The sequence below is a fragment of the Zafaria cholistanensis genome (assembly GCF_008580665.1).
GTDB lineage: Bacteria > Actinomycetota > Actinomycetes > Actinomycetales > Micrococcaceae > Zafaria > Zafaria cholistanensis.
Genome location: NZ_BKDJ01000001.1, coordinates 40,118 through 66,082 on the forward strand (window position 1 = coordinate 40,118; position 25,965 = coordinate 66,082).

Genomic DNA, 25,965 nt, shown 5'->3' on the forward strand with positions numbered 1-25,965 from the left:
AGTCGTGCCCGCGGAAGGCCCGGTGCCGGAGGGTGCTCAGGTGCTCTGCCACGGGGTGTCCTGGCCGGACTCCGAGGGCATCCCGCGCCTGGCCCTGCGCACCCCGGACGGCACGCCGGCAGATGTTCCGCTCGCCCCCGGCACCCGGCTGGGTTTCGCGGTGCTTCCCGGGAACTGGTGCCTGGGGCACACCACCGTCGCCAGCCGGACGGAACGCGCCAGCATGCCCTGCCCCGACCGTGCCCCGGCCGCCCGAGGGCACCAGTGCGGCCCGTGCTTCGCCCGCGACGACACCCGCCACATGCACGACTTCCACCGCTCGGGCATTGCCCCGCCCGGACTGCGGGACTACCTGGCCCAGGAGCACTGGCTCTACGTCGCCACCTTCGCCCACGGGGCCTCCAAGGTGGGCACCGCGGCGGCCCCCGGCAAATGGCGGCGGCTGGCCGAACAGGGCGCGGTCGCGGCCCGCTACGTGGCGCTGGCCGCCGACGGCAGGACGGTGCGCCTGCTCGAGGACGCGGTCACCGCACGGCTGGGAATCGGACAGGCCGTGCGCTCGGCCGCGAAGGCTGCCGGCCTCGCCGCGCCCGTCGGGAACGGGGAGGGCGATGGCGGTCCGGCGGCCCTGAACGCACGGCTGGCGCACAGGGTGCGCGGCTTCCTGCGCGGCACCGCGGGTGAGGGTCCGTTCGCCGTGGTCGAGGAGGAATGGGCGCCGCCGGCGGTCTCCGCGCCGCTGCTGCGGGCCTGGCGGGAGCGGCGGACCCAGCCCTACCCGGGGCATCCCCAAGCCGGACGGCTGGGGGAGGGCGGGCACGGGTTCACCGTCGAAGCGGTGCTTGGGCAGGTCCTGCTGGTGCGCCTGGCGGACAGCCCGGTCCGGTTTGTTGCGGACGCGGCGCCGCTGAAGGGAAAACTGCTCCGGCCCGGCCACCAGGCAACCGCGGCCCCCGCCGTCCAGGAGCTGCTGTTTTAGGTTGAGGGTTCCATTGCGGCCTTGCCCGGCCTTTCCGGGGGCGTCATTTTGGGGATGCGACGGCGGTGCGGGCGGGCACTGCCGGCCCCGATAGAATCGAAGCCATGATCAACACGCCCTGGGACGCCGGTTCGCCGCTGTACAAGAAGGTCGTCATCGCCTCGATGGCGCTTTCCGGAGTGGGCATCGTGCTGGCCTTGGTGGGCGCCAACATTGGCAACCGGGGGCTGATGTACACGGCCGTGGGGATCATCTTCGCGGGCCTGCTCACCCACATGGTGGGATTGGTGGTCCGCACCCGGGACATGAAGGCCTACCGCAAGCAGAACCCACCGCAGGGCCGCCAGCCCGGCCCCAAGTAAAGGACCCCATGAGCATCAACCCCGCCCTGCAGGGGCGCACGTACCCGGCCGGCGAGCCCTACGCCGTCGGCCGCGAAAAGATCCGCGAGTTCGCCGCCGCCGTCAAGGCAGGCCACCGGGCGCACTACGATCCCGCCGCCGCCGCGGAACTCGGCCACGCCGACGTCGTCGCGCCGCCGACCTTCGCGATTATCGTGGCCCAGCGGGCCGACGCCCAGCTGATCCAGGACCCCGAGTCCGGCATCGACTTCTCCCGCGTCGTCCACGCGGACCAGCGCTTCACCCACCACCGCCCGATCGTTGCCGGCGACGAGCTGGTCGCCGAGCTGCACGTGGACCAGGTCCGCGCCATGGGTGGCGGCGCCATGATCACCACCCGCGCCGAAATCGCCACCACCGCCGGAGACCGGGTCGCCACCGCCGTCTCGTCCCTGCTCGTGCGCGGAGAGGACCAGTAATGCCCGCCTTCCCCTTTGAATCCCTCGAAAAGGGACAGTCCATCGGCGCCACCACCGTGCGCGTCAACCGGGCCGATCTGGTCCGTTACGCCGGGGCCTCGGGGGACTTCAACCCGATCCACTGGAACCAGCGCTTCGCCGGGGAGGTCGGTCTGCCCGGCGTCATCGCCCACGGCATGTTCACCATGGGTGCGGCCGTGCAGCTGGTCAGCGACTGGGCCGGTGACCCGGCGGCGGTCATCGACTACCAGACCCGCTTCACCAAGCCGGTCGTGGTGGAGGATCCGGCCGGCAGCAACCCCTCCGAATACGCGGGCACCGAAATCGGCGTCGAAGGCACTATCGGCGCGCTCGACGCCGAGGCCCGCACCGCCCGCGTGGACCTGACCGTCACCGTCGAGGGACAGAAGGTCCTGGTCAAGGCACAGGCGCTCGTCCAGTTCTAGGTGCCGGACCCGTGCCCATGCCATGCACGCGCCGTCCCTTTCGTGTCACCTGAAGCTGGTTGGATAGAGGCTGACGACGGCGGCCGGGACAGCGGCTGCGCAACGAATGGAGGCACGATGAGCACGGCCATGACGACGCACACGCAGCCACCGGCGCGGCACGCCGCCGACAACCACGACCTGATCCGGGTGCTGGGTGCGCGGGCGAACAACCTCAAGGACATCAGCGTTGAGATCCCCAAGCGCCGGCTGACGGTGTTCACGGGCGTCTCCGGCTCGGGCAAGAGCTCGCTGGTGTTTGCCACGATCGCCGCCGAGTCGCAGCGGATGATCAACGAGACCTACAGCGCCTTCGTCCAGGGCTTCATGCCAACGCTGTCGCGGCCCGAGGTCGACGTGCTTGAGGGGCTGACCCCGGCGATCATCGTGGACCAGGAACGGATGGGCGCCAACCCGCGCTCCACGGTCGGCACCGTCACCGACGCGAACGCGATGCTGCGCCTCCTCTTCAGCCGGCTCGGTACCCCGCACATTGGCTCGCCCCAGGCCTTCTCCTTCAACGTCGCCTCCATCAGCGGGGCCGGGGCGGTCACGCTCGAGCGCGGCGGGAAGACCGTCAGGGAACGGCGCAGCTTCAGCATCACCGGCGGCATGTGTCCGCGCTGCGAGGGCCGCGGTTCCATCACCGACTTCGACCTGTCGGTGCTGTACGACGCGGACAAGTCGCTCAACGAGGGCGCGCTCACCATCCCGGGCTACAGCATGGAGGGCTGGTACGGGCGCATCTACCGCGGCTGCGGCTGGTTGGATCCGGACAAGGCGATCCGCGACTACACGCGGAAGGAACTGGACGACCTCCTCCACAAGGAGGCCACCAAGATTAAGGTCGACGGGGTCAACCTGACGTATCTGGGCCTGATCCCGCAGATCCAGAAGTCGTTCCTGGCCAAGGACGTCGAAGCGATGCAGCCGCACATCCGCGCCTTCGTGGAGCGGGCGGTCACGTTCACGGCCTGCCCGGAGTGCGACGGCACCCGGCTCAGTACGGCGGCCCGGTCCTCGAAGATCAACGGAAAGAGCATCGCCGACGTCTGTGCGATGCAGATCAGCGACCTGGCCGAGTGGCTCCGGGAACTCCACGAGCCGTCGGCCGGCCCGCTGCTGGCCGGCCTGCAGCACCTCCTTGACTCGTTCGCGGAGATCGGGTTGGGATACCTCTCGCTGGACCGGTCCTCGGGCACCCTGTCCGGGGGAGAGGCCCAGCGCACCAAGATGATCCGCCACCTCGGATCCTCGCTCACCGACGTCACCTACGTCTTCGACGAGCCGACCATCGGGCTGCATCCGCACGACATCGAGCGGATGAACAGGCTGCTGCTGCAGCTGCGGGACAAGGGCAACACCGTGCTCGTCGTCGAACACAAGCCCGAGGCGATCGCGATTGCCGACCACGTCGTCGACCTCGGCCCGGGTGCCGGCACCGCCGGCGGCACCGTCTGCTTCGAGGGCACGGTGGCGGGGCTGCGGACCAGCGACACCACCACCGGCCGGCACCTCGACGACCGGGCCGGCCTGAAGGTGTCCGTGCGCTCCTCCTCCGGTGCGCTGGAGATCCGTGGAGCATCGACCCACAACCTCCGGGACGTGGACGTCGACATCCCGCTGGGTGTGCTGTGCGTGGTGACGGGAGTGGCCGGATCGGGCAAGAGCTCGCTGATCCACGGTTCGGTCGCCGGCCGCGAGGGCGTGGTGGTGATCGACCAGGGAGCCATCAAGGGCTCCCGGCGCAGCAACCCGGCCACCTACACCGGGCTGCTGGAGCCCATCCGCAAGGCGTTTGCCAAGGCCAACGGCGTGAAGCCGGCGCTGTTCAGCTCCAACTCAGAAGGTGCCTGCCCCACCTGCAACGGCGCGGGCGTCATCTACACCGACCTGGGGGTCATGGCCACTGTCGAAACCCCCTGCGAAGGGTGCGAAGGCAAGCGCTTCGACGCGTCGGTGCTGGAGTACACCCTCGGGGACCGGAACATCAGCGAGGTGCTGGCGATGCCGGTGTCCGAGGCTGGGGCGTTCTTCGGCGGCGGCGAGGCGCGCCTGCCGGCCGCGCACAAGATCCTGTCGCGGCTTGCCGACGTCGGGCTCGGCTACCTCACCCTGGGCCAGCCGCTCACCACGCTCTCGGGCGGCGAGCGCCAGCGGCTGAAGCTGGCCACTTGGATGGGGGAGAAGGGGGACGTCTACGTCCTCGACGAGCCGACCACCGGCCTGCACCTGGCCGACGTCGAGCAGCTGCTGGGGCTGCTGGACCGCCTTGTGGAGTCGGGCAAGTCGGTGGTGGTCATCGAACACCACCAGGCGGTCATGGCGCACGCCGACTGGATTATCGACGTCGGCCCCGGTGCCGGGCACGACGGCGGCCGGATCGTCTTCGAGGGCACCCCCGCGGACCTCGTCGCGGCCCGCTCCACCCTTACGGGCGAGCACCTCGCGGCCTACGTCGGCGGTTAGCGCCTCACCGCCTCCCGCACCTCGCTGCGCTCGGCGCGGGTCCCTCGGCGGTTAGCGCCTCACCGCCTCCCGCACCTCGCTGCGCTCGGCGCGGGTCCCTCGGCGGTTAGCGCCTCACCGCCTCCCGCACCTCGCTGCGCTCGGCGCGGGTCCCTCGGCGGTTAGGCTTATGCCCGTGAGTTTGCAGCTGCTTTCGTCCTTGACCACCACCGCTGTCGGCGGCCCCGCGGGCCGGTACCTCGAAGCCGGCACGGAGGCGGAGATCGTTGCCGCCGTGCGCGCCGCCGACGCCGCGGGGGAGGACCTGCTGATCCTGGCCGGAGGATCCAACCTGGTCGTGGCCGACGCCGGGTATCCGGGCACGGTGCTGCGCATCGCCAGCACCGGCCTCCAGGAACACGCCGGCGACGGGCACGTGCTGCTCACCGTCCAGGCCGGGCACCCGTGGGACCAGGTCGTCGCCCATGCTGTCGAACGCGGGCTCTCCGGCCTCGAAGCCCTGTCCGGCATCCCCGGATCCACCGGCGCCACCCCCGTACAGAACGTCGGAGCCTACGGCGCGGACGTCTCCCAAACCCTGGAGGGCGTGCGCGCGTGGGACCGGGTGGCGGGGGCCGTGAGGACCTTCACCAATGCCGACCTGGGCTTCGGCTACCGGGACTCACTCCTCAAGCGGACCACCACCAACGGGTCCCCGCGCTACGTGGTCCTCACCGTGACGTTCCGGCTGGAGGCGGGCGGGCTCAGCGCGCCGGTCGCCTACGCCGAACTGGCCCGGGCCCTCGGCCTCGCCCCCGGCGAGCGGGCCGCCGCCGCCGATGTGCGCCGCGAGGTCCTCCGGCTCCGTGCCGGCAAGGGCATGGTGTTGGACCCGGCCGACCGGGACACCTTCAGCACCGGCTCGTTCTTCACCAACCCGGTGGTGCCCGCCGCGGTGGCCGCCTCCCTGCCTGACGACGCCCCGAACTACCCGGCCGGGGAGGGCCTGGTCAAGCTTTCCGCCGCCTGGCTGATCGACCGCTCCGGCTTCGGCAAGGGCTACGGGCTTCCCGGAAGCGCGGGGGAGCACCTGGCCGGGGGCCGTGCGTCGCTGTCCACCAAGCACACGCTGGCCATCACCAACCGGGGCGGAGCGACCGCCGCGGACATCCTTGCCGTCGCCCGGGCCGTGCGCTCGGGCGTCGCCGAACGCTTCGGAATCGAACTGCACAACGAGCCGCTGCTCATCGGCTGCGCCCTCTGACCCGGGCCCCGGCAGGACCCGGCCCGGGGCCCGGGAATACGCAGCGGCGCGGTGCGGGGGAGGGGGCCGCGGGAAGGGGTTTGGGAGTGTGGACAGTGCGGGCGGGGCGGGTCCATCATGGGCCCATGGAACACCTGACCAGCCGCGAACACGCCCTCGACCTGGCGGAGGGCAACCTCAAGGAAGCGCAGCGCCTTCTGGAGCGCGGAAAGGTGGCGCATGCGGCGGGGGACATCGATGACGCCCGGCTTGCCTCGCTTCAGCGCCTCTACGAGACCGCCCTGGAAGACCTCCAGCGGGTCCGCAAGGAGAACTAGCTCCCGCCCCCGGGCTTCGATGCCCCCGGGAACTGCGGAGGTGCCGCAGGGAACTCCGGACGGGGCTCCGAACGCGAACGGTCCCGCGTCCCCGGGTGTGTTGCCGGGGGACGCGGGACCGTGGGCGGGTCGCTTGCGGGAGCGGTCCGGCTAGAGCCGGCCCAGGGCGATCAGCAGCATGCGGCGCAGCGGCTCGGCCGCGCCCCACAGCAGCTGGTCCCCGACGGTGAAGGCGGAGATGTACTCCGGGCCCATCTCCAGCTTGCGGATGCGGCCAACCGGAATGTCCAGGGTGCCGGAGGCGGCGACCGGGGTCAGCCCCTTCATGGAGGCTTCCTTGGTGTTGGGCACCACGGTGGCCCACTCGTTGTCGGCGTCGATCAGGCGCTCGATCTCCGTGACCGTGAGGTCTTCCTTCAGCTTCAGGGTCAGGGCCTGGGAGTGGGAGCGCATGGCGCCGATGCGCACGCACAGCCCGTCCATGGCGACGCGGTCCGCGGCGGAGGTGCCCAGGATCTTGTTGGTCTCGACCCCGGCCTTCCATTCCTCCTTGGACTGGCCGTTGCCCAGGTCCGCGTCGATCCACGGGATCAGCGAACCGGCCAGCGGCACCCCGAACTGGGTGGCGTCCAGGCCGCCGCGCTGCGTGGCGAGCACCTTGCGGTCGATCTCCAGGATCGCGGAGGCCGGGTTGTCCAGCTCGGCGGCCACGGCCGTGTTGATGTCGCCGAATTGCGTCAGCAGCTCCCGCATGTGGCGGGCGCCGCCGCCGGAGGCGGCCTGGTAGGTCATCGAGGTGCCCCACTCGACCAGGCCGTTGCGGAACAGGCCGCCCAGACCCATGAGCATGCAGGAAACGGTGCAGTTGCCGCCGACGAAGTCGCGGGTGCCATTGGCCAGGCCGGCGTCGATCACGTTGCGGTTGACCGGGTCCAGGACGATGATCGAGTCGTCGTTCATGCGCAGGGTCGATGCTGCGTCGATCCACAGGCCGTTCCAGCCGCGCCCGCGCAGGTCCGCGTGCACCGCCTTGGTGTAGTCGCCGCCCTGGGCGGTGACAATGATCGGCAGCTTGGCAAGCTCGTCGAGGTCGTAGGCGTCCTTCAGCGCGCCTGCGCCCTCGGCGAACGCCGGGGCGTTGCCGCCGGCATTGGAGGTGGAGAAGAACACGGGGTCCAGGTGGGCAAAGTCGCCCTCATCCTGCATGCGCTGCATGAGGACGGAGCCGACCATGCCGCGGTAACCGACGAAGCCAACGGAAGAAGTCATGCAATCTATCGTAATGGGGCCCCGGGCGTGCGGGCACCTCGGTTACGCGTGGGGCCCGCCACCATGGGACTCGAGCAGCCGGCGGCGGCGCCCGATCGCCCACAGGGAGGTAAACGTGAATGCCTGGGTGACCACCAGCAGCACCACCAGGCCGCCAGCCTTTTGGCCGGTCAGGATCATCCACAGGCCCAGCGCGGCGCAGATCAGCGCCAGCAGCGGACAGAGCATGTAGCCGATCACGAACAGTGGCTCGGGGCGGTTGGCAAGGGCCTTGAAGGCTTCCTTCACGCCGTCTTCTCCCACAGCTCGTAGCGGTACTCGAGGCCGGAGGCCGAGGCCAGCCAGCCGGCGTCGGGCTCGGCCAGCGTGCGCTTCCAGCCTTCGCCCAGCTCCGGGGCGCGGGTGTCCCCGGCCGGCGTGGCGTTGACCACGGTGACGACCGCGGTGTCGGCCAGCCCGGCAAAGGCTGCGTAGACCTGGCCGCCGCCGACCACCCAGATTTCCTCCGAGCCCTCAGCCGCGCGCGCGGCCTCCAGGGCGGCCTCCGGGGAGGCCGCGACGATGGCGCCGGCTGCCTTAATTGCGGCAGCCGCCGACTTGTCCGAGGTCAGCACGACGTTGGTGCGTCCGGGCAGGGGACGGAACGCTTCCGGAAGGGATTCCCACGTGCGCCGGCCCATGATGATCGGCCGACCCAGCGTGGTGCGCTTGAAGTGGGCCAGGTCCTCGGGCAGGTGCCAGGGCATGCGGCCCTCGTGGCCGATGACGCCGTCGACGGAGCGGGCCCAGATCATGCCCAGGCGCGACTGGGTCGCGGCCTCCGCACGGTGTGCCGCCGCTGCCGGCGCGGTGTCCGGGCCCGGGTTTTCGGAGAGGGTGGGGTTTTCGGATGTGGTGCTCATATCGCGATGGGTGCCTTGATGGTCGGGTGATGTTGGTATCCGGCGATCTCGAAGTCCTCGAGCGCGTAGTCGAGGATCGACTCCGGCTTCCGGTGGATCGCCAGTTGCGGGTACGGGTACGGCTCACGGGCGAGCTGTTCCTTCACCTGCTCGACGTGGTTGTCGTAAATGTGGCAGTCGCCGCCGGTCCACACGAATTCGCCGACCTCCAGGCCCGCCTGCTGGGCGACCATGTGGGTGAGCAGGGCGTAGGAGGCGATGTTGAAGGGCACCCCGAGGAACATGTCGGCGGAGCGCTGGTAGAGCTGGCAGGAGAGTTTCCCGCCGGCCACGTAGAACTGGAAGAAGGCGTGGCAGGGCGGCAGCGCCATGTTTTCGATCTCGGCCACGTTCCAGGCGGAGACGATGTGGCGGCGGGAGTCGGGGTTGGCGCGCAGGGAGTCCACGACCCGGGAGATCTGGTCGATGTGGCCGCCGTCAGGGGTCGGCCAGGAGCGCCACTGGACGCCGTACACCGGTCCCAGTTCGCCGTCGGCATCGGCCCACTCGTCCCAGATGGTGACGCCCTGTTCCTGCAGCCAGCGCACGTTCGAATCCCCGCGCAGGAACCACAGCAGCTCCAGCGCCACCGACTTGAAATGCACCCGCTTGGTGGTGATCAACGGAAACGATCCGGCCAGATCGAAGCGGATCTGGCGTCCGAAAACACTCCGGGTGCCGGTGCCGGTGCGGTCGCCTTTGGGGGTGCCGTTGGCCAGCACATCGCGCAGCAGGTCCTCGTACGGGGTGGGGATAGTCACCGGTCAAGTCTAGCCATAGCCGGTCGCGGTCCCCTTAAGGCCGCTTCCGCCGGAGTGTTCCGGCACCGGGGCAGCCGCCGGTGCCGGCCCCGGCGCCGCCGAAGGCCGGGGTGGGAGATGGACGCCGCGCAGCGCACCGCGAAGAATGGGCCCACGGGCACCCGTGGCCGGCCGCACCGCCTCCGTCCGAAAGGCAAACCGATGAAACCCTCCCTGGTCTGGTTCCGCGACGACCTGCGGGTGCAGGACCATCCGGCGCTGCTGGCCGCTGTGGCCGACGGCGCCGCCGTCGGACTGTTCGTCCTGGACGAGGCTTCGCCCGGGGTGCGTCCGCTGGGCGCGGCCTCGCGGTGGTGGCTGCACCACGGGCTGGAAGACCTGGGCCGGTCACTGGCCGAGCTGGGGATTCCGCTGCTGCTGCGCCGCGGCCCTGCGGCCACCGTCCTGCCGGAGGTGCTGGACGCGCTCGGCGCCGGGGCCGTGTACTGGAACCGCCGCTACGGCGGCCCCGAACGGGAGGTGGACGCGGCGGTGGAACGCCGCGCCACGGCGGACGGGATCCACGCCGAGACCTTCGCCGCGTCCCTGCTCCACGAACCCTGGACCGTGCGCACCGGACAGGGCGGGCCCTACCGCGTGTTTACCCCGTTCTGGAAGGCGGCCTCCGCCCGGCCGGTGCGGTCCGCTTGGGGCCTGCCCGACGCCGGCCGCGGCGCCGTGCTGTCCCTGCCCGAATGTCCCGACGGGGAAGGTTTGGAGGCGTGGGGGCTGCTGCCGCCCCGGCCCGACTGGGCCGGGGGGCTGGGCGAGGCATGGGAACCGGGCGTGGCCGCGGGGGAGCAGCTGCTGGAGGACTTCGCCTCCGGCCCGCTGCACCACTACGACGAGGACCGCGACCGCCCGGACCTGGACGGTACCAGCCGGCTGTCCCCCTACCTGCGCTGGGGGCACCTGTCCCCGTTCCAGGTCCGTGACCGGCTGCTGGCGGCCGGCGGCGGGGCGGGCGCCTCGGTCTTCGCCACGCAAGTGGGGTGGCGCGAGTTCTGCTGGCACCAGCTCCACGAACACCCGCACCTGGCCACCACCAACCTGCGCCGGGAGTTCGATGCGTTCCCATGGAGCTGGCCGCAGGACGGCGCCGAGGAGGCGGCACTGACCGAGGCCTGGAGGCGCGGACGCACCGGCATCGAGCTGGTCGATGCGGGCCAGCGGGAACTGTGGGCCACCGGGTGGATGCACAACCGCGTGCGCATGGTCTCGGCCAGCTTCCTGGTGAAGAACCTGGGCATCCACTGGAGGGTGGGGGAAGAGTGGTTCTGGGACACCCTGGTGGATGCCGACGCGGCGCTGAACGCGGCCAACTGGCAGTGGGTGGCCGGCTGCGGAGCCGACGCCGCTCCCTTCTTCCGCATCTTCAACCCCAACACGCAGGCAAAGAAGTTCGACCCCGAGCGCCGGTACATCAGCCGCTGGGTCCCCGAGGCGGGCACCCCCGCCTACCCGGAACCGGTCGTGGACCTCGGCGCCTCCCGCCGCCGGGCGCTGGAGGACCTGGCGTCGCTGCGCGCGGAGCAGCGCCCCCCTGCCGTGTCCTGACGCGACACGTGCCCCTGCCGGGCCCTAGTCCTCAAACGGCTCGTACAGTTCCACGGAGACGAGTTTGCCCGGGGTGGCCACGGGCTGCTGCACCACGAGGACAGCGCCCGGCCGCAGGTACGGGTCCTCCGCGGGCAGGAACGCGGCCAGCCGCGAGGGCAGCTGCTCCCGCAGGACGGCCAGCACGGAGGGCATCACGGGACGGTGCGTGCACACCGCCTGCGAGCGCCGCTTGGCCAGCAGCGCGGCGATGGCCCTGCGCGCCTTGCCGGGGTTGCGCCGGGCCGCGTGTTCGGTGAGCTCCCCCACCGTCTTGACCCCGACGGCGTTGCGGTTGGCGTAGGGGGCCACCGTCTGCATGCACCGGGTCCACGGGCTGCTGGCGATCTTCTTGGGAGCCCAGGCGGCGAGCAGGTCCGCCACGGCCAGGGCCTGCCGCTGGCCGGTGGCGGCCAGCGGCCGCTTGCCCTCGGCCAGGGTCCAGCTGGAGCGCGGCTTGGCCTTGGCATGGCGCACGACCACGAACGCGCGCGTCTCAAGCACGCCCGACTCGTGCGCCTGGACCAGGGCATCGAGCGGGGCGGCGTCCGAGGCGTTGGTGAGCATCAGGCGGGCCTCTTCCGGGGACACCCAGCGGACCTCGTCGGTTTCGACGCCGTCCGGCACAGGGGTGCCGTCCTGGACCTGGGCGGCCCAGTAGTAAACCACCTTCGGCCCGGAGCCCACGGGGTAGGTGATCGCCGGCAGCGGGATGCCCAGGCGGATGCGCAGGCCGATCTCCTCGTAGGCCTCGCGCACTGCGCACTCGGGGACGGTTTCGCCGGCATCGAGCTTGCCTTTGGGCCAGGACCAGTCGTCATAGCGCCCGCGGTGGATCAGCAGCACCTGCAGCTGCTTGCCTTTCACCCGCCAGGGCAGGACCCCGGCCGCGACCACGGAAAAACTGCCTCCGGCGACGTCCGGGCCATCGGAGGAACGCACCAGCAAAGCCATCAGCGCCGGGCCGCCCCGCGCTGGCGGCTGCGCGAATCCAGCAGCCAGCTCTGGATATCGGTCAGCGGCCGGCCGTCCGCGTCCTTGTGGTGGCGGGTCCAGACGCCGGCGTTGTCCAGGTGCCAGCTGGCGGTGCCCGGATCGAGGTAGCGGTCCAGCAGCGAGACCAGTTCGGCAATGTCCTCGCGGTTGGAGAGCCGCACCAGCGCCTCGACGCGGCGGTCGAGGTTGCGGTGCATCATGTCCGCGGAGCCGATGTAGACGATGGGCTGTCCGGCATTGCCGAAGGCGAACACGCGGGAGTGCTCCAGGAACCTGCCCAGGACCGAGCGCACGCGGATGTTCTCGCTGAGACCCGGCACGCCCGGGCGCAGCGCGCAGATGCCGCGCACGATCACGTCCACCTGCACGCCGGCCTGCGAGGCGCGGTAGAGGGCGTCAATGACGGCCTCGTCCACCATGGAGTTGACCTTGATGACCACGCGCGCGGCGAGCCCGGCCTTGCGGTGGGCGATCTCCTGCTCGATGTGGTCGATCAGGCCCGACCGCAGCGAGCGCGGCGCCACGAGCAGCCGCTTGAACGCGGAGCGGGGGGCGTAGCCGGAGAGCTGGTTGAAGAGCCGCGACAGGTCCTCGCCGACCTGGTCGTCGCAGGTCAGCAGGCCCAGGTCCTCGTAATAGCGGGCCGTGCGCGGGTGGTAGTTGCCGGTGCCGATGTGGCAGTAGCGGCGCAGCCGGTCACCTTCGCGGCGGACCACCAGGGAGAGCTTGCTGTGCGTTTTCAGCCCGACGATGCCGTAGACCACGTGCACGCCCGCCTGTTCCAGCTTGCGGGCCCAGGTGATGTTGGCCTGCTCGTCGAAGCGGGCCTTGATCTCCACCAGGGCCAGCACCTGCTTGCCGGACTCCGCCGCGTCGATGAGCGCGTCCACGATCGGGGAGTCTCCCGAGGTGCGGTACAGCGTCTGCTTGATGGCCTGCACCTTGGGGTCCGCGGCGGCCTGCTCAAGGAACGCCTGGACTGAGGTGGAGAAGGAGTCGTAGGGGTGGTGCAGCAGGATGTCGCGCCGGCGCATGGCGGCAAAGACGTTGGCCGCCTTGGAGGTTTCCGACTCGTTCAGGAAGCGGCTGGTGTGGGCCAGGTGCCGGGGGTAGTGCAGGTCGGCGCGCTCGATGCCGGAGATGACGTTGAGCCCGCGCAGGTCCAGCGGCGCCGGCAGGGTGAACACCTCCTCCTCCTCGACGCCGAGCTCGCGTACCAGCAGCCTGCGCACGGCCGGGTTGATGTCGCTGGCCACTTCGAGCCGCACGGGCGGGCCGAAGCGGCGGCGCAGCAGTTCCTTCTCCAGTGCCTGCAGGAGGTTCTCCGCGTCATCCTCCTCCACCTCCAGGTCCTCGTTGCGGGTGACGCGGAACGAGTGGTGCTCCACGACCTCCATGCCCGGGAAGAGGTGCTCCAGGTGCACCGCGATGACTTCCTCGAGGGGGATGAACCGGGCGGGCCGGCCGGGGGTGTGCCCGGCGCGGGGCCCGTCCACCGAGATCAGGCGCGGCAGCTGGTCCGGAACCTTCAGGCGGGCGAACAGCTCCTTGCCGCTGACGGGGTTGCGCACCACCACGGCCAGGTTCAGGGACAATCCGGAGATATAGGGGAACGGGTGGGCGGGATCCACCGCCAGCGGGGTGAGGATCGGGAACACCTGGTCGGTGAACCAGCGGCTGAGGCCCTGCCGGGCGTCCTCGTCGAGTTCGCCCCACCGGGTGACCGCGATCCCCTCGGCCGCCAGGGCGGGGCGCACCTGTTCGGAGAAGACCTTAGCGTGCCGGCGCTGGAGCTGGTGGGCGGCCTCAAGGATGTGGTCCAGCTGGTCCCGCGGGCTGACCCCGGCGGCGGAGGGAACGGCCAGGCCGGTGGCGATGCGCCGCTTCAGTCCGGCCACGCGCACCATGAAGAACTCGTCCAGGTTGGAGGCGAAGATGGACAGGAACTGCACCCGCTCCAGCAGGAACAGGTCCGGGTCCTCCGCCAGTTCCAGCACGCGCGCGTTGAAGTCCAGCCAGCTGATCTCGCGGTCCAGGAACCGGTCCAGGGCGAAGTCGCCTTCGGGACCGAGCGTCGGCTCGAAGTCTGGGAGTTCGATGCGGTCCTGTGTGGCGCGGGATGCGGGGACATCGCTGTCACCGAAGGTTTGCGCGGCCAGGGAGTCCATGGCTGAATTCCTTCCAATGGATCCAATGGAGTGGTGCGGCGGGCCTGCGCGGCGGGCCGCGGCAGGACGCTCGGGATTCACTCTACCTGCGCGCCGGTGGCGCCGCCGGTGCGGCCGCGGTGCGCGTACATGGTGTCAACGTCCCACCGGGTGAAGCCCAGGCTCCTGTAGAGGCGTACCGCGGGCTCGTTGTCCGCGTCCACATAGAGCATCACCGTGCGGATGCCCCGGCCGACCAGGTGCCGGATCCCGGCCACGGTCAGGGCGCGCCCCAGCCCGCCGCCCTGCGCGCCCGGAACGACGCCCACCACGTACACCTCGCCGAGCTCCGGCTGGTGGATTTTGGTCCAGTGGAAGCCGGCAATCCGGTCTTGGGCATCCACGGCCAGCAGGAACCCGTCCGGGTCGAACCAGTCCTCGGCCATCCGGGCCTCCAGGTCGGCCCGGCCCAACGCCCCCTGTTCCGGGTGGTGGGCGAACGCGGCCCGGTTGGCCTCGAGCCAGGCATCCTCGTCGCGGCCCGGCACGAAGGCGCGCAGCGTAAGACCCTCCGGCAGCGCGGGCTCGGGCAGGTCGACCGGGTGTACCAGGCGCATCCTCCACAGCTCCCGCACCGGCGCGAACCCGTAGCGCTGCGCCAGCCGGGCGGCGCCGTCGTGCCCGCCATGGGCCCAGGCCTGCAGCCTGTCCACATCGGTGGAGGCGCGCGACGCCTCCACCAGGGCCGTGCCGATCCCGCTGTGGCGCGCCTCGGGGTGCACCACCAGTTCGAGCACGCCGGGTTCATCCGCGAGCGGCAGCGCGGCCACGGCAACGCCGACCAGCGCCCCCCGGCCGTCCCCCTCCTCCACCAGGTGCGCATAGGCGCCCAGCAGCGAGCCGGCGCCGCGGGGGGCGCCCAGCCGCACCAGGGTCTGCTCGCTCAGCGGCGGGTTGCCGTCGGATTCCTCCGCGGCCGCAGCCAGGGCGCGGACCTGGCGCAGGAGTTCCGTGTCCGGGGCGCCCGGAAGCAGGGTGATGGTCCAGTCGGTGCTCGTGGCTGCGCTCATGGGACCAAAGATAGCCGGTGGGGACCGGCCCCGTGGCTGTGGTGCGCGTGTTTCTAGGTGCCGACGTTCTGTGCGGTGTCCTGGTCCTCATGGGCGCGGGCCAGCGTGAAGCGGTAGCCGACGTTGCGCACGGTGCCGATGAGCTGCTCGTGGTCGGCGCCGAGCTTGGCGCGCAGGCGCCGCACGTGGACGTCCACGGTGCGGGTGCCGCCGTAGTAGTCGTAGCCCCAGACCTCGTGCAGCAGCTGGTCGCGGGTGAACACGCGGCCCGGGTGCTGGGCCAGGTACTTGAGGAGCTCGAACTCCTTGTACGTCAGGTTCAGCGGTTCCCCGTGGACCTTCGCGGTGTAGCTGGCTTCGTCGATGACGACGCCGGCGGCCCGGATCTCGGAGGTGTCGGCCTCGGTCTCGGCCCGGGAGCGCGCGGTGGCCAGGCGCAGCCGCGCCTCGACCTCTGCCGGACCGGCGGTGTCCAGCAGGACGTCGTCCGCCTGCCAGAGCGCCGAAACGGCCGCCATGCCGCCCTCGGTGAGCACCAGCAGGATCGGCGCATCCAGGCCCGTCGTGCGCAGCAGCTGGCACAGTGAGCGGGATCCGGAGAGGTCCCGGCGCGCGTCGACCATCACGACGTCCGTCTCCCCGGCGTCCAGGAGGGCCGAGGCCTCGGCCGGAAGGATATGGACGGTGTGGGCCAGGAGCTCAAGGGCAGGCAGAATCTCCACGGATGACCCTGACGCGTTGGTCAGAAGCAGGATGCTGGCCATTATCGAGACCTCCTCAATAGCCGGGTGGACCAAACGCGCCATTGGGTTCGGGAATCAGCCCCAGTATAGGTTGGCGGGCCCCGGGCCGGTTGTCCTGCGCGTCATGTACCGGAAACACGGGCTTTGCCTGCGGCGCCGCCACCGCGCGCCCATGAGGCAGGATGGGGGGGTGAGGACCAAAACCGTTGCAGGCTCCGCCCTGGCCGCAGTCGCCCTGATCGTCGCGGCCAGCCAGGTGGGACCGGCCGCCGCTGCACCCGTCGCGGTCTGGGCGCTCGTCTCCGCCCTGTCGCTGCTCTTCGCGGCCGGCTGGCCCAGGCTTTTCGGCCTGCCCGCCGCAACGCAGATCGCGGCCGTGCTGGGGGCCGCCGGCCTGGCCGCCGCCGCCGGTGCCGCCCTGGCACCCATGCCGCAGCCCCTTTTCTGGATGGCGCCCGCGGCCGCCGTCGGCCTGATCCTCGCCTTCCTTGTCCAGTTGCTGCGCGGCACGGGGGAGAAACTGCGCCTCGAATCCATGCTGTCCTCGGCCACGGGGGCCCTCGTGGTGGCTTCCGGATCCGGGTGGATCGCCCTCGACCGGATCGCCGGCACCGCGGCGGAGTCCTCCCTCATGGTCGCCGCCGGGGCCTCGATGGCTGCCGCAATCCTGGTGTGCACCATCCGCTGGCCGGACCGCATCGTCGGCCCCCTCGCGGTCGTTGTCGCGGTCCTCGTGGGGGGCCTGGCCACGCTGGCCTTCGGCACCGCCCCGCTGCTGCCCGCGCTCGCCGTGGGGGCCGTGAGCGGCGCCGTCATTGCCGGGGTGCGTTCGCTGGTCGTCTCCTCCGGCGGGCCCCGCGGCACCCTGGCGGCCATCGCCACCGGGCTGTGCGCGGTCCTCGGCTCCGGGACCCTGGCCTATTTCCTCGAACGCCTGCTTCTGGGCTAGCGGCTGGGCCGGCGCCGCGCCGGTGTTACGCGCCCACCCGCACGGTGCGCGTCGGCGCCGTCGGCGTCCGGCTAATATGGGAGCCATGGACCACAATTACGTTGCGCTCGAAATCTTCTTCATCAGCCTCCTTGCGGTTGCCAGCCTCGGCATGGCCGGGTTCGCCGCGCTCGTCGTCGCCCGTCTTTTCAAGGGCCAGAAGTAGCCGGCTAGCGGCAGGACACCACCATGGCCATTGAGATCCCGACCGACCTGACGCCGGAACTCGTTCCGCTGTCCTGGTTGCTGGGCACGTGGGAGGGCACCGGACGGCTTGGTGCCGGCGAAGGCGACGACGCCCACTTCTCCCAACGCGTCGTGTTCTCGCAAAACGGCCTGCCCTACCTCGAGTACCGTGCCGAAAGCTGGCTCGTGGACGAGGACGGGACCCGGCTGCGTCCGCTCACCGTCGAGACCGGCTTCTGGGCCCTGGACCGGCCCCGCGTAGAGGCGGACGGGGGCCCGGGCATGGTTCCGGCCGACATCGTCCCGGCACTGCGCTCGGCGGACGAGGTCGAGGAACTCAGGAACGACTCCGGCGGATTCGACATCCAGGTGAACATCGTCCACCCCGGCGGGATCAGCGAACTCTACTACGGGCGGATCAAGGGCCCGCAGATCGAGCTCGCCACGGACCTGGTCATGCGCGGCACCAACTCCAAGGACTACGCGTCGGCCACCCGTATCTACGGGCTGGTCAACGGCGACCTCTACTGGCGCTGGGACGTTGCCGCCGGCGGCAGCGGGCTGGCCGCCCACGCGTCGGCCGCCTTGAAAAAGATCAACTGAATCCGAGGGAACCTCCATGCCCCTTCCTTCCCCGCTCCTTGGGCGCCCCGGCGCCGTCGAGGGCTCCGGAGCCGATGCCGGCGTGGCCGCCCATTACGGTGACCCGCTGCCCGAACAGCGCAGGCTGGAATCGGGGCAGGCCGTGGCGGACCTCTCCCACCGCGGAGTCGTCACGGTCACCGGGCCGGATCGCCTTTCCTGGCTGAACTCGCTCTCCACCCAACTCCTGCTGGGGCTGGCCCCGGGGGAGTCCACGGAAGCACTTTTCCTGAACGTGCAGGGGCGCATCGAGCACGACTGCCGGGTGGTCGACGACGGAGCGGCAACATGGCTGCTCGTGGAGGGTGCCGAGGCCGCGCCGCTGGCCGCGTGGCTGGATTCGATGCGGTTCATGCTCAGGGTCGAAGTGGCCGACGCCAGCGCCGAATGGGCCGTCGTGGGGGCCGCCGCCGAGGTTCCACAACTGGCGGGGCGCACCGTGTGGCGGGACCCGTGGCCGGGCGTGGCCCCGGGCGGGTACTCCTACTCCGGGCCGGAGCATCCGGCGGCCGGACGCGTCTGGCTCGAATACCTGGTTCCCGCCGCGGAACTGGAGGCCGCCGTGGAGGGCCTGCCGCTGGCCGGGACCATGGCCGTGGAGGCCCTGCGCATTGCCGCCTGGCGCCCCCGGTTGGGCTTTGAGACCGACGATAAGGCCATTCCGCACGAACTGGACCTGCTGCGCACCGCCGTGCACCTGACCAAGGGCTGCTACAAGGGCCAGGAAACCGTGGCCCGCGTGCACAACCTCGGCCACCCCCCGCGCCGCCTGGTCTTCCTGCACCTGGACGGCAGCCTGCACACCCTGCCGGGCGTGGGCAGCGACGTCATGCTCGGGGAGAAAGCCGTCGGACGGATCACCTCCGCGGCCCTGCACCACGAGGCCGGACCAATCGCGCTGGCGCTCATCAAGCGCAACGTCGATCCCGCCGCGGACCTGGTGGTGGTAGACGGGACGGAGCGCTACGCGGCCGCCCAGCAGGCGATCGTCGCGCCGGACTCCGGCCAGGTCGTCGGCCGCCAGCAGGGCTTCCTGCGCAAACGCTAGCCCGGGGCGCTCAGAAGCGGCGGTCTCCGATGCTGGCAGCGGTCAGCGAACCGGCCAGCACGAACCCCAGCGTTTGCGCGGTCAGGTGCCCCGCCCGGTTGCTGACTCCGGCACGCCACTGGGGGATGAGGCCCTGCGTGAGCGCATCGTCGATCGCCACCGCGGTGATGTAGGAGGCCAGTCCGTGCCTGCGCAGCGCGGGCACGGTGAGTGCCGAAAGGTCAGCCACCATTCCCTCCCAGATGTCGTATCCGGCGCCGGCCAGCGGCTTATGCCCCTCCTCGGCGAGCAGGGTGAAGGGGTGCTCGCGCGAGGAGAGCCGCACCTCCGCCACGTCGTCGCGCGGGCACGCCGCTTCCAGTTCGCGCGCGTGGGCGAGGTCGAAGGAGACCACCGTGGATTCGGACTCGGCCACATCCAGCGGCTCGTCCAGGTAGTACAGTGCGGTTTCGCCCAGGCCACGCGCATGGCTGCCCCCGCCGTGCTCGCGCACCAGCCGCACCAGCGTCGACTCCAGGCCCAGTTCGTCGTCGTCGTACCGTTCGGCCGCGTCCAGCGCCCATCCCGGCCCGTGCAGCGCGGAGCCGCGCAGCAGGCGCAGGAACCGCACGCTGTCCGCGGTGTCGTCCCGGGCCAGGACACGCGGGGCCGTTTCGCCCATGGCTGCATAGTGCAGTTCCGCGTCGGGCAGGCCGAACCGCCGTGCCCAGGCGAGCGCGATGATGGCGCGGGTTCCCGTCTCCAAGTCCATAAGATCTAAGACTAGCGGCCGAGGGCCCCGCCCCGAACGAAGTGAGGGGTGGGAGGTGGCTAGTCGCTAGCGGCCGAGGGCCCCGCCCCGAACGAAGTGAGGGGTGGGAGGTGGCCAGCCGCTAGCCGAAGAGGACGGCGGCCTCGTCATAGCGGTGCTGCGGCACGCGCTTGAGGTTGTCCAGCGCGTCCACGAACGGAACGCGGCAGATGTCGGTGCCCCGCAGGGCCACCATGGTTCCCCATGCCTTGTCGGTGGCCGAATCCACCGCTGCCATCCCCAGCCGGGTGGCCAGCACGCGGTCGTACGCGGTGGGCACCCCGCCGCGCTGGATATACCCGAGCACGGTTGCACGGGTTTCAAGGCCGGTGGCCTCCTCGATCAGCGGGGCCAGCCGCTCGCCCACGCCACCGAGCCGGGGCCGGCCGGAGGCGTCGCGGCCGCGGTCCGCATAGGGTTCGAACGAACCCTCCGGGACGAACCCCTCGGCGACCACGACCAGCGGGGCGCGGCCGCGTTCGTGCGCCTCGCGGACCCACTGGGTGATCTGCTCCATGCTCAGGGGGTGTTCCGGAATGAGGATGGCATGGGCGCCTGCCGCCATGCCCGCGTGCAGCGCGATCCAGCCGACGTGGCGGCCCATGACCTCGGCCACCATGCAGCGGTGGTGGGACTCTCCGGTGGTGCGCAGCCGGTCGATCGCCTCCGTGGCGATCTGGACAGCGGTGTCGAAACCGAAGGTGTAGTCGGTGGCGTCCAGGTCGTTGTCGATGGTCTTGGGGACCCCGACGATCGGCAGCCCCGCGTCGGTCAGCTCCTTGGCCCCGGCGAGGGTGCCTTCGCCGCCGATCGCGATCACGGCGTCGACCCCCAGCCGGTCCAGCGTGGCCTGGATGTTTTCCGGACCCCCCTGCTCGCCGTCGTAGGGGTTGGTTCGGGACGTGCCCAGGATGGTGCCGCCCTGCTTGGAGATGCCGCGCACCGTGGCGCGCGGCAGGTCGATGTAATCGCCTTCGACCACTCCGCGCCATCCATCGAGGAACCCCACGAATTCATGCCCGTACCGCTTGATGCCGTTGAGCACCGCTCCGCGGATCACCGCGTTCAGGCCGGGGCAGTCCCCGCCGCTGGTCATGATTCCAATACGCATCGCAGACTCAGCTTTCGTGAGTGGTCGTCGCCCGCACGGGCCGGTGCCGGGGCACGCCGGTGGGCCCGCCGGTCATGAGTCTAGCCAGCGGGCCCAGCGGCGACCAGCAGGTCAGCGCTGGCCGATCAGCCGTTCCAGCACGATCGTGCCGTTCTGGTCCGGAATGAGCAGCCACAGCACCAAATACAGCGGGATGCTGACCACCGGCAGCAGGAAGGCCAGCAGCAGGCCGATGCGCACCAGGGTGACGTCCCAGCCGAACCTGTCGGCGATGCCCCCGGCAATGCCGGCCACCATGCGCTTGGGGCCCCGGCGGAGGGGGAAGGCGCGGAGGGAATTGAAGAACTTATCCATGCGTAAAGCCTTTCACGGGGGAGCGGGTGGGGGAACCGTTACCGCCGGCTGCGCCGGCCGGCGGCGATGCCACCGATGATCATCGATGCCCCTGCGAGCACCAGGAGCCCGACGGCGACATACGCCGGGTCGAGCACCAGTTCGAACAGGAGCCCGCCCAGCAGCAGCAGGCCGAGGACCACCGCAACGGAGCCGAAGACCAGCGTGCCGACCGGCACCCGCGGGGACGCGGGACCGCGCGTTTCGGGAGTGGGGTGTTCGCTCATGGAATGACCTGCGCTTCCGCGGTTTCGACGCTGATGTTGTTGAAGGCACCGTCGATCTCGACGGTGAGGGTCGGTCCGGCCGCGTCCTGGTTCAGGAGGACGTCGCCGCTGCGGCCGATGCCGGATTGGGTCTGCCGCCCGGTGTCGGTGGCGACCTCCATCGAGTAGAAGGCGCCGTCGCTCGTGACGACCACCGGGATGTTGTCCGGGACCAGCACCTCCAGCGAGCTGAAGGCTCCGTCCATCCGGACGGTGGTGTCCGTGGAGACCGTGGAGTAGCCCGTGAGGTCCACCGTGCTGCTGGCGAAGACGTTGGTGTAGGAGTTGCCGTTCCGTTCGCTGATCGGGCTGCCCCACCGCCACTGCGAGGTGTTCAGCGCAGCGCCGGAGGCCAGCACCGTACAGACCAGCAGGGCGATGGTCAGCCCGGTCAGCGCGCCGCCGGTAGTGTGCCGCAGGGCCGCGGCCACCAGGCCCAGGCCCAGGACCACCAGGGCGGCGGCCAGGGCGACCGGGACGACGATCCCGTCCAGTGAGACCATGTTCAGCAGGTTCAGGAGCGCGAGGGTCCCGGCCACCAGCACGGCCACCCCGACGACGACGGCCACGGTGTGGCCGGGCAGCGAAGGCTGGGGGCGGGGGTGCTTCGCCGGGGTGCGGCCTTCCGGAGTGGTGCCCGTGGTGAACCCGGTGCTCCGTGGAGGCGCGGTGCCTTCCCAGGCCGGAGCGGGAGCCGGAGCGGGAGCCGGGTTCGGGGACCCGGGGGCGGGCGCCCCGCCACGGGGCCGCTGGCGGGAAGCGACGAACCAGATGATGCCGCCGACCACCAGAAGCGTCCACAGGGTGCCGGGCCACCAGCCGCCGTTCCAGTGCCCGAACGGGGTGGGGAAGTCGGCCAGGCCCAGGAGGAAGGCAGCCAGTGCACCGGTCATGCCTGCGGTCCAGCGCCCGCGCCCTGCCTCCTGGAGGTGGATGCGGCCGTCCGGCTCCGGCAGCAGGGCCCAGGCAAGCCCGTACAGCAGCAGCCCGGAGCCGGTGAAGACGGCCAGGACAACGACGAGGCCGCGGGCCAGCAGCGGGTCGATCCCGAAGCGCTGGCCCAGCCCTGCGGCCACGCCGCCGATCCAGCGTTCCTGGCTGCGCTGCACGCCCAGGCCGCGGATCCAGCGGAAGAAGCCATGTTCAACAGGTGGGGGTTCAACAGGTGGGGGTTCCACAGGTGCGGTGTTCATATGTCCCATCGTTCCCGGCGGCGGGTCCCCCCACCATCGGGGGATCCCCTGAGGCGTCCCTGATCCTTCACCCGGCAACCCGGAAATAGGGCCCCTGCCTGCCCGGACGTGCTTGGATGGAACCATGACCGAACCCGCCGCCGGTCCCCGGCCGCCCCTGCTGCGCGGGACCCCGCGCGTGCTGGCCGGGGTCTGCGCGGGCCTGGCCGTGCACCTGGGCCTGCCCGTGAAGGTGGTGCGCGGGGCGATGGTGGTTTCGGCGCTGCTGGGCGGGGCTGGAGTCCTGCTGTACCTGTGGCTGTGGCTGCTGGTTCCCAGCGTCGAGGACGCCGCCCGCGAGGCCGACCGCGAGGCGGCGGGCCGGGCCGGACTGCGGCTCGGGCCGCAGGCGCGTATAGAGGCAAACGGGCCGCAGGCGCGTTTAGGGGCTAGCATGCCGCCGGCGCGTTTCGGGGCAGGCACCTTGGGGAGCAAGGAGATCCTCGTCGGGGCCGCACTGCTGCTGCTGGCCGGGCTGCTCGCGGCGCAGGCGGCCGGAGTGGACGTGGCCTGGCATATCCTCTGGCCCGTGCTGGCCGTGCTGGCCGGAGCCGTGATCGCCTGGCTCCAGCTGGACGCCGTCAGCCGCGAAGGGCTCAGGCGCCGCGCGGGGGCCACGGGCGCCGCCGGCGTGGTTCGGCTGGCCGCGGGGCTGGGCCTCGTGGTGGCCGGGCTGGTGGTTCTGGTCTCCGGGGCCGTTCCCTGGGAGGACCTGTGGGCCGGGCTGGCCGTGGCGCTCGCCGTGCTGGCCGGGGTGTCCCTGGTGGCGCTGCCTTTTGCCGTGCGCACCTGGCGCGGCTTCGTGTCCGAACGCTCCGCCCGGATCCGCGCCGCCGAGCGCGCGGAGATCGCCGCCCACCTGCACGACTCGGTACTGCAGACACTGGCCCTGATCCAGAAGCGCGCCGGAGACGAGGTCCAGGTGGTGCGGCTGGCCCGTGCCCAGGAACGGGAACTGCGCCAGTGGCTCTACACGGACGGGGCCGCCCCGGAGGGGGAAATCTGCGAGGCCATCCGGGCCGCGGCGGCGGAGCTGGAGGACAGCCGGGGAGCCGTCATCGACGTCGTGGCGGTCGGGTCCCTGACCGGGCTGCCCGGTTACGACGCGTTGCTGCAGGCTGCCCGGGAAGCAATGCTCAACGCCGTCAAGCACGCCGGCGGCACGGTCTCGGTGTACGTCGAGGCGGGCCCTGCGGGCGTGGACGTCTTCATCCGCGACCGCGGCCCCGGATTCGACCCGGACACCGTTGCCGAGGACCGGCTGGGGGTGCGGGAATCCATTGTCGGGCGCATGCGCCGCCACGGGGGCACCGCCACCATCCGCAGCGGCGACGGCACCGAAATCAGGCTGCACATGCCCATGGAAGGGGACACCCCGTGAACGAACCCATCGACGTTGTGGTGGTCGACGACCACGCTATCTTCCGGTCCGGACTGAAAGCCGACCTGGATGCGCGGGTCCGGGTGGTCGGCGAGGCAGCCACCGTGGAGGAGGCGGTGGGAGCCGTGCACGAGCTGCGTCCCGCCGTCGTGCTCCTGGACGTCCACCTGCCGGGGGGCCGGGGCGGGGGAGGCGCGGAGGTGATCACCCGGTGTGGCGGGCTGCTGGGGCAGGTCAGGTTCCTGGCCCTGAGTGTTTCCGACGCCGCCGAGGACGTGGTGTCCGTGATCCGTGCCGGGGCGCGCGGCTACGTGACCAAATCCGTTTCCGGGCAGGAGATCTCCGATGCGGTCCAGCGCGTGGCCGGCGGGGACGCGGTGTTTTCGCCCCGGCTGGCCGGGTTCGTGCTGGATGCCTTCGGCACGCAGGCGGTGAGCACGGACGACGAGCTTGACCTGCTTTCGGCGCGGGAACTGGAGGTCATGCGGCTGATCGCGCGCGGGTACACCTACCGCGAGGTCGCCAAGGACCTGTTCATTTCGGTGAAGACCGTGGAGACCCACGTGTCCTCGGTGCTGCGCAAGCTGCAGCTGTCCAACCGCCATGAACTCACCCGCTGGGCCGTGGACCGGCGCATTCTCTAGCCCAGCGTGGGGCCGGGCCGTGGCCGGTTCTGCTGCGGGCACGCAAAAGGGGCCCCGGCCGGGGCCCCTTTCGGGCGGACTACTTGAGCAGGTCCTGGATGCGGCCCACGCCCTCGGCGAGGTCGTCGTCCCCCAGGGCGTAGGACAGGCGGATGAACCCGGAGGGGCCGAATGCCTCGCCCGGAACGACGGCGACCTCCGCCTTGTCCAGGATCAGCGCCGCCAGGTCGGCGGACGTCTCCGGACGGGCACCGGCAATCTCCCGGCCCAGCAGCCCGCGCACGTCGGCGTAGGCATAGAAGGCGCCCTCCGGGGTGGGGCAGTAGATGCCGTCGACGGCGTTGAGCGCCTCGACCATGGCCCGGCGGCGGCGGTCGAAGGCCTTTTTCATCTCGTGCACCGCGTCCAGCGGGCCCGAAACGGCGGCGAGCGCGGCCATCTGGGACACGTTGGCGACGTTGGAGGTCGCGTGCGACTGCAGGTTGGTGGCGGCCTTGATGACATCGGCCGGTCCCGCCATCCACCCCACGCGCCAGCCGGTCATGGCGTAGGTCTTGGCGACGCCGTTGAGGATGACGACCCTGTCGCCCAGCTCCGGCACCGCCGTGGCGATGGAGGTGAACTGCGCGGTGTCGTAGGTGAGGTGCTCGTAGATCTCGTCAGTGACGACCCAAAGCCCCTTGGAGGCGGCCCACTGGCCGATCTCCCTGACCTGCTCCGGGGAGTAGACGGCGCCGGTGGGATTGGAGGGGGAGACGAAGAGCAGGACCTTGGTCCGGTCCGTCAGTGCGGCGTCGAGCTGGTCCACGGTGACCTTGTAGCCCTGCTCCGGTCCGGCAAAGACGTCGACCGGCACGCCGCCGGCCAGCCGGATGGCCTCCGGGTAGGTGGTCCAGAACGGGGACGGAACCAGGACCTCGTCGCCCGGATCCAGCAGGGTGGCGAAGGTGTTGTACACGGCCTGCTTGCCGCCGTTGGTCACCAGGACCTGGGCCGCGTCGATCGCGTAGCCCGAATCGCGCAGGGTCTTTGCGGCGATCGCGTCCTTCAGTTCGGGAAGCCCCGCCGCGGGGGAGTAGCGGTGGAAGCGCGGGTCGCGGGCGGCGGCGACGGCGGCCTCGACGATGTAGTCAGGGGTGGGGAAGTCCGGCTCGCCCGCTCCGAAGCCGATCACGGGGCGGCCCGCAGCCTTGAGGGCCTTCGCCTTGGCGTCGACGGCGAGGGTGGCGGATTCGGCAATGGAACCGATACGGCGGGAGATGCGTGACATGGCGCTTCCTGGGGTAAAGGGGGCTGGGCGGTTCCCAGCTTAGTCACGGCCCGGCGGCACGGTCATCTTGTGTCGCGGCCCCCAAAGACCCCTTCGACACGCCCTGCGCCAGCCGGTTCGACTTACGGCCCCAATGTGC

27 protein-coding genes are annotated in these 25,965 nt (G+C 71.1%); 13 read left to right on the forward strand and 14 right to left on the reverse strand.

From position 1 onward, the window contains the following. Positions 1-22 precede the first annotated feature (22 nt). The 7 genes from NCCP_RS00210 (at position 23) to NCCP_RS00240 (ending at position 6,313) form a co-directional block, all read left to right on the forward strand. Positions 23-979, forward strand: a complete 957-nt coding sequence (locus tag NCCP_RS00210; RefSeq protein ID WP_225873593.1) for a DUF2797 domain-containing protein — start codon at positions 23-25, stop codon at positions 977-979. Positions 980-1,083: 104 nt separating this feature from the next. After that, a complete protein-coding gene (locus tag NCCP_RS00215) occupies positions 1,084-1,341 on the forward strand; it encodes a hypothetical protein (protein ID WP_149955094.1) in 258 nt (85 codons plus the stop codon). An 8-nt stretch (positions 1,342-1,349) separates the two neighbouring features. Then, complete coding sequence (locus NCCP_RS00220) at positions 1,350-1,799, forward strand: FAS1-like dehydratase domain-containing protein (RefSeq protein ID WP_149955095.1); 450 nt, start codon at positions 1,350-1,352, stop codon at positions 1,797-1,799. Further along, positions 1,799-2,245 (forward strand): MaoC family dehydratase, encoded by a 447-nt coding sequence (locus NCCP_RS00225; RefSeq protein ID WP_149955096.1) that lies wholly within the window; start codon positions 1,799-1,801, stop codon positions 2,243-2,245. The genes NCCP_RS00220 and NCCP_RS00225 overlap by 1 nt, the downstream gene beginning before the upstream one ends. Before the next feature lie 117 nt (positions 2,246-2,362). Beyond that, entirely contained in the window at positions 2,363-4,753 is a 2,391-nt protein-coding gene (locus tag NCCP_RS00230) for an ATP-binding cassette domain-containing protein (protein ID WP_149955097.1), read from the forward strand. A 175-nt stretch (positions 4,754-4,928) separates the two neighbouring features. Next, complete coding sequence (locus NCCP_RS00235; protein ID WP_149955098.1) at positions 4,929-5,996, forward strand: UDP-N-acetylmuramate dehydrogenase; 1,068 nt, start codon at positions 4,929-4,931, stop codon at positions 5,994-5,996. A gap of 125 nt (positions 5,997-6,121) precedes the next feature. Continuing rightward, on the forward strand, positions 6,122-6,313 hold the full coding sequence (locus NCCP_RS00240; protein WP_149955099.1) for a hypothetical protein: 192 nt from the start codon (positions 6,122-6,124) through the stop codon (positions 6,311-6,313). A gap of 150 nt (positions 6,314-6,463) precedes the next feature. Here NCCP_RS00240 and asd read toward each other — a convergent pair whose 3' ends face one another. Genes asd through NCCP_RS00260 form a run of 4 tightly spaced genes read right to left on the reverse strand, consistent with a single transcriptional unit; the run spans position 6,464 to position 9,284 of the window. Continuing rightward, positions 6,464-7,582 (reverse strand): aspartate-semialdehyde dehydrogenase, encoded by a 1,119-nt coding sequence (asd, locus tag NCCP_RS00245; RefSeq protein ID WP_149955100.1) that lies wholly within the window; start codon positions 7,580-7,582, stop codon positions 6,464-6,466. A gap of 42 nt (positions 7,583-7,624) precedes the next feature. After that, positions 7,625-7,870, reverse strand: a complete 246-nt coding sequence (locus NCCP_RS00250; RefSeq protein WP_216364638.1) for an NF038396 family protein — start codon at positions 7,868-7,870, stop codon at positions 7,625-7,627. Beyond that, positions 7,867-8,484, reverse strand: a complete 618-nt coding sequence (locus NCCP_RS00255; RefSeq protein WP_149955101.1) for a dihydrofolate reductase — start codon at positions 8,482-8,484, stop codon at positions 7,867-7,869. Before NCCP_RS00255 ends, NCCP_RS00250 begins: the two co-directional genes overlap by 4 nt. Then, on the reverse strand, positions 8,481-9,284 hold the full coding sequence (locus NCCP_RS00260; RefSeq protein WP_149955102.1) for a thymidylate synthase: 804 nt from the start codon (positions 9,282-9,284) through the stop codon (positions 8,481-8,483). The genes NCCP_RS00255 and NCCP_RS00260 overlap by 4 nt, the downstream gene beginning before the upstream one ends. A gap of 201 nt (positions 9,285-9,485) precedes the next feature. On the opposite strand from NCCP_RS00260, the gene NCCP_RS00265 reads away from it, so the two are divergent. Continuing rightward, positions 9,486-10,880: a cryptochrome/photolyase family protein gene (locus NCCP_RS00265; protein ID WP_149955103.1), complete on the forward strand. Its 1,395-nt coding sequence runs from the start codon at positions 9,486-9,488 to the stop codon at positions 10,878-10,880. A gap of 24 nt (positions 10,881-10,904) precedes the next feature. Here the strand turns inward: NCCP_RS00265 and NCCP_RS00270 are convergent, their stop codons facing one another. From NCCP_RS00270 to NCCP_RS00285, 4 genes are all read right to left on the reverse strand, one after another. Continuing rightward, complete coding sequence (locus NCCP_RS00270) at positions 10,905-11,873, reverse strand: NUDIX hydrolase (RefSeq protein ID WP_149955104.1); 969 nt, start codon at positions 11,871-11,873, stop codon at positions 10,905-10,907. Further along, entirely contained in the window at positions 11,873-14,083 is a 2,211-nt protein-coding gene (locus NCCP_RS00275) for an RNA degradosome polyphosphate kinase (RefSeq protein ID WP_149955105.1), read from the reverse strand. Before NCCP_RS00275 ends, NCCP_RS00270 begins: the two co-directional genes overlap by 1 nt. A 77-nt stretch (positions 14,084-14,160) precedes the next feature. Further along, a complete protein-coding gene (gene mshD / locus NCCP_RS00280) occupies positions 14,161-15,132 on the reverse strand; it encodes a mycothiol synthase (protein WP_149955106.1) in 972 nt (323 codons plus the stop codon). A 53-nt stretch (positions 15,133-15,185) separates the two neighbouring features. Further along, a complete protein-coding gene (locus NCCP_RS00285; protein ID WP_149955107.1) occupies positions 15,186-15,896 on the reverse strand; it encodes a winged helix-turn-helix transcriptional regulator in 711 nt (236 codons plus the stop codon). A 169-nt stretch (positions 15,897-16,065) separates the two neighbouring features. On the opposite strand from NCCP_RS00285, the gene NCCP_RS00290 reads away from it, so the two are divergent. The 3 genes from NCCP_RS00290 (at position 16,066) to ygfZ (ending at position 18,739) form a co-directional block, all read left to right on the forward strand. Continuing rightward, positions 16,066-16,824, forward strand: coding sequence for a hypothetical protein (locus tag NCCP_RS00290; protein ID WP_149955108.1), 759 nt, complete (start codon positions 16,066-16,068; stop codon positions 16,822-16,824). A 228-nt stretch (positions 16,825-17,052) separates the two neighbouring features. Next, positions 17,053-17,652 (forward strand): nitrobindin family protein, encoded by a 600-nt coding sequence (locus NCCP_RS00295; RefSeq protein WP_149955109.1) that lies wholly within the window; start codon positions 17,053-17,055, stop codon positions 17,650-17,652. Between the two features lie 16 nt (positions 17,653-17,668). Next, complete coding sequence (gene ygfZ / locus NCCP_RS00300) at positions 17,669-18,739, forward strand: CAF17-like 4Fe-4S cluster assembly/insertion protein YgfZ (RefSeq protein WP_149955110.1); 1,071 nt, start codon at positions 17,669-17,671, stop codon at positions 18,737-18,739. A gap of 10 nt (positions 18,740-18,749) precedes the next feature. Here the strand turns inward: ygfZ and NCCP_RS14875 are convergent, their stop codons facing one another. From NCCP_RS14875 to NCCP_RS00325, 5 genes are all read right to left on the reverse strand, one after another. Next, positions 18,750-19,490: a GNAT family N-acetyltransferase gene (locus tag NCCP_RS14875; protein WP_172627234.1), complete on the reverse strand. Its 741-nt coding sequence runs from the start codon at positions 19,488-19,490 to the stop codon at positions 18,750-18,752. 121 nt (positions 19,491-19,611) lie between these two features. Further along, positions 19,612-20,640 carry an ATP-dependent 6-phosphofructokinase gene (locus NCCP_RS00310; RefSeq protein ID WP_149955111.1) on the reverse strand — a complete coding sequence of 343 codons (1,029 nt, stop codon included), beginning with the start codon at positions 20,638-20,640 and terminating at the stop codon, positions 19,612-19,614. Positions 20,641-20,751: 111 nt separating this feature from the next. Continuing rightward, complete coding sequence (locus tag NCCP_RS00315; protein WP_149955112.1) at positions 20,752-20,994, reverse strand: PspC domain-containing protein; 243 nt, start codon at positions 20,992-20,994, stop codon at positions 20,752-20,754. Between the two features lie 38 nt (positions 20,995-21,032). Continuing rightward, positions 21,033-21,260 (reverse strand): hypothetical protein, encoded by a 228-nt coding sequence (locus NCCP_RS00320; protein ID WP_149955113.1) that lies wholly within the window; start codon positions 21,258-21,260, stop codon positions 21,033-21,035. After that, positions 21,257-22,492: a PspC domain-containing protein gene (locus NCCP_RS00325; RefSeq protein ID WP_172627235.1), complete on the reverse strand. Its 1,236-nt coding sequence runs from the start codon at positions 22,490-22,492 to the stop codon at positions 21,257-21,259. Before NCCP_RS00325 ends, NCCP_RS00320 begins: the two co-directional genes overlap by 4 nt. Before the next feature lie 124 nt (positions 22,493-22,616). On the opposite strand from NCCP_RS00325, the gene NCCP_RS00330 reads away from it, so the two are divergent. Together NCCP_RS00330 and NCCP_RS00335 are read left to right on the forward strand one after the other, a co-directional pair. Next, entirely contained in the window at positions 22,617-23,912 is a 1,296-nt protein-coding gene (locus NCCP_RS00330; RefSeq protein WP_149955115.1) for an ATP-binding protein, read from the forward strand. Continuing rightward, entirely contained in the window at positions 23,909-24,556 is a 648-nt protein-coding gene (locus tag NCCP_RS00335; protein WP_149955116.1) for a LuxR C-terminal-related transcriptional regulator, read from the forward strand. The genes NCCP_RS00330 and NCCP_RS00335 overlap by 4 nt, the downstream gene beginning before the upstream one ends. A gap of 79 nt (positions 24,557-24,635) precedes the next feature. Here NCCP_RS00335 and NCCP_RS00340 read toward each other — a convergent pair whose 3' ends face one another. Then, positions 24,636-25,826, reverse strand: coding sequence for a pyridoxal phosphate-dependent aminotransferase (locus NCCP_RS00340; RefSeq protein ID WP_149955117.1), 1,191 nt, complete (start codon positions 25,824-25,826; stop codon positions 24,636-24,638). Positions 25,827-25,965 lie beyond the last annotated feature (139 nt).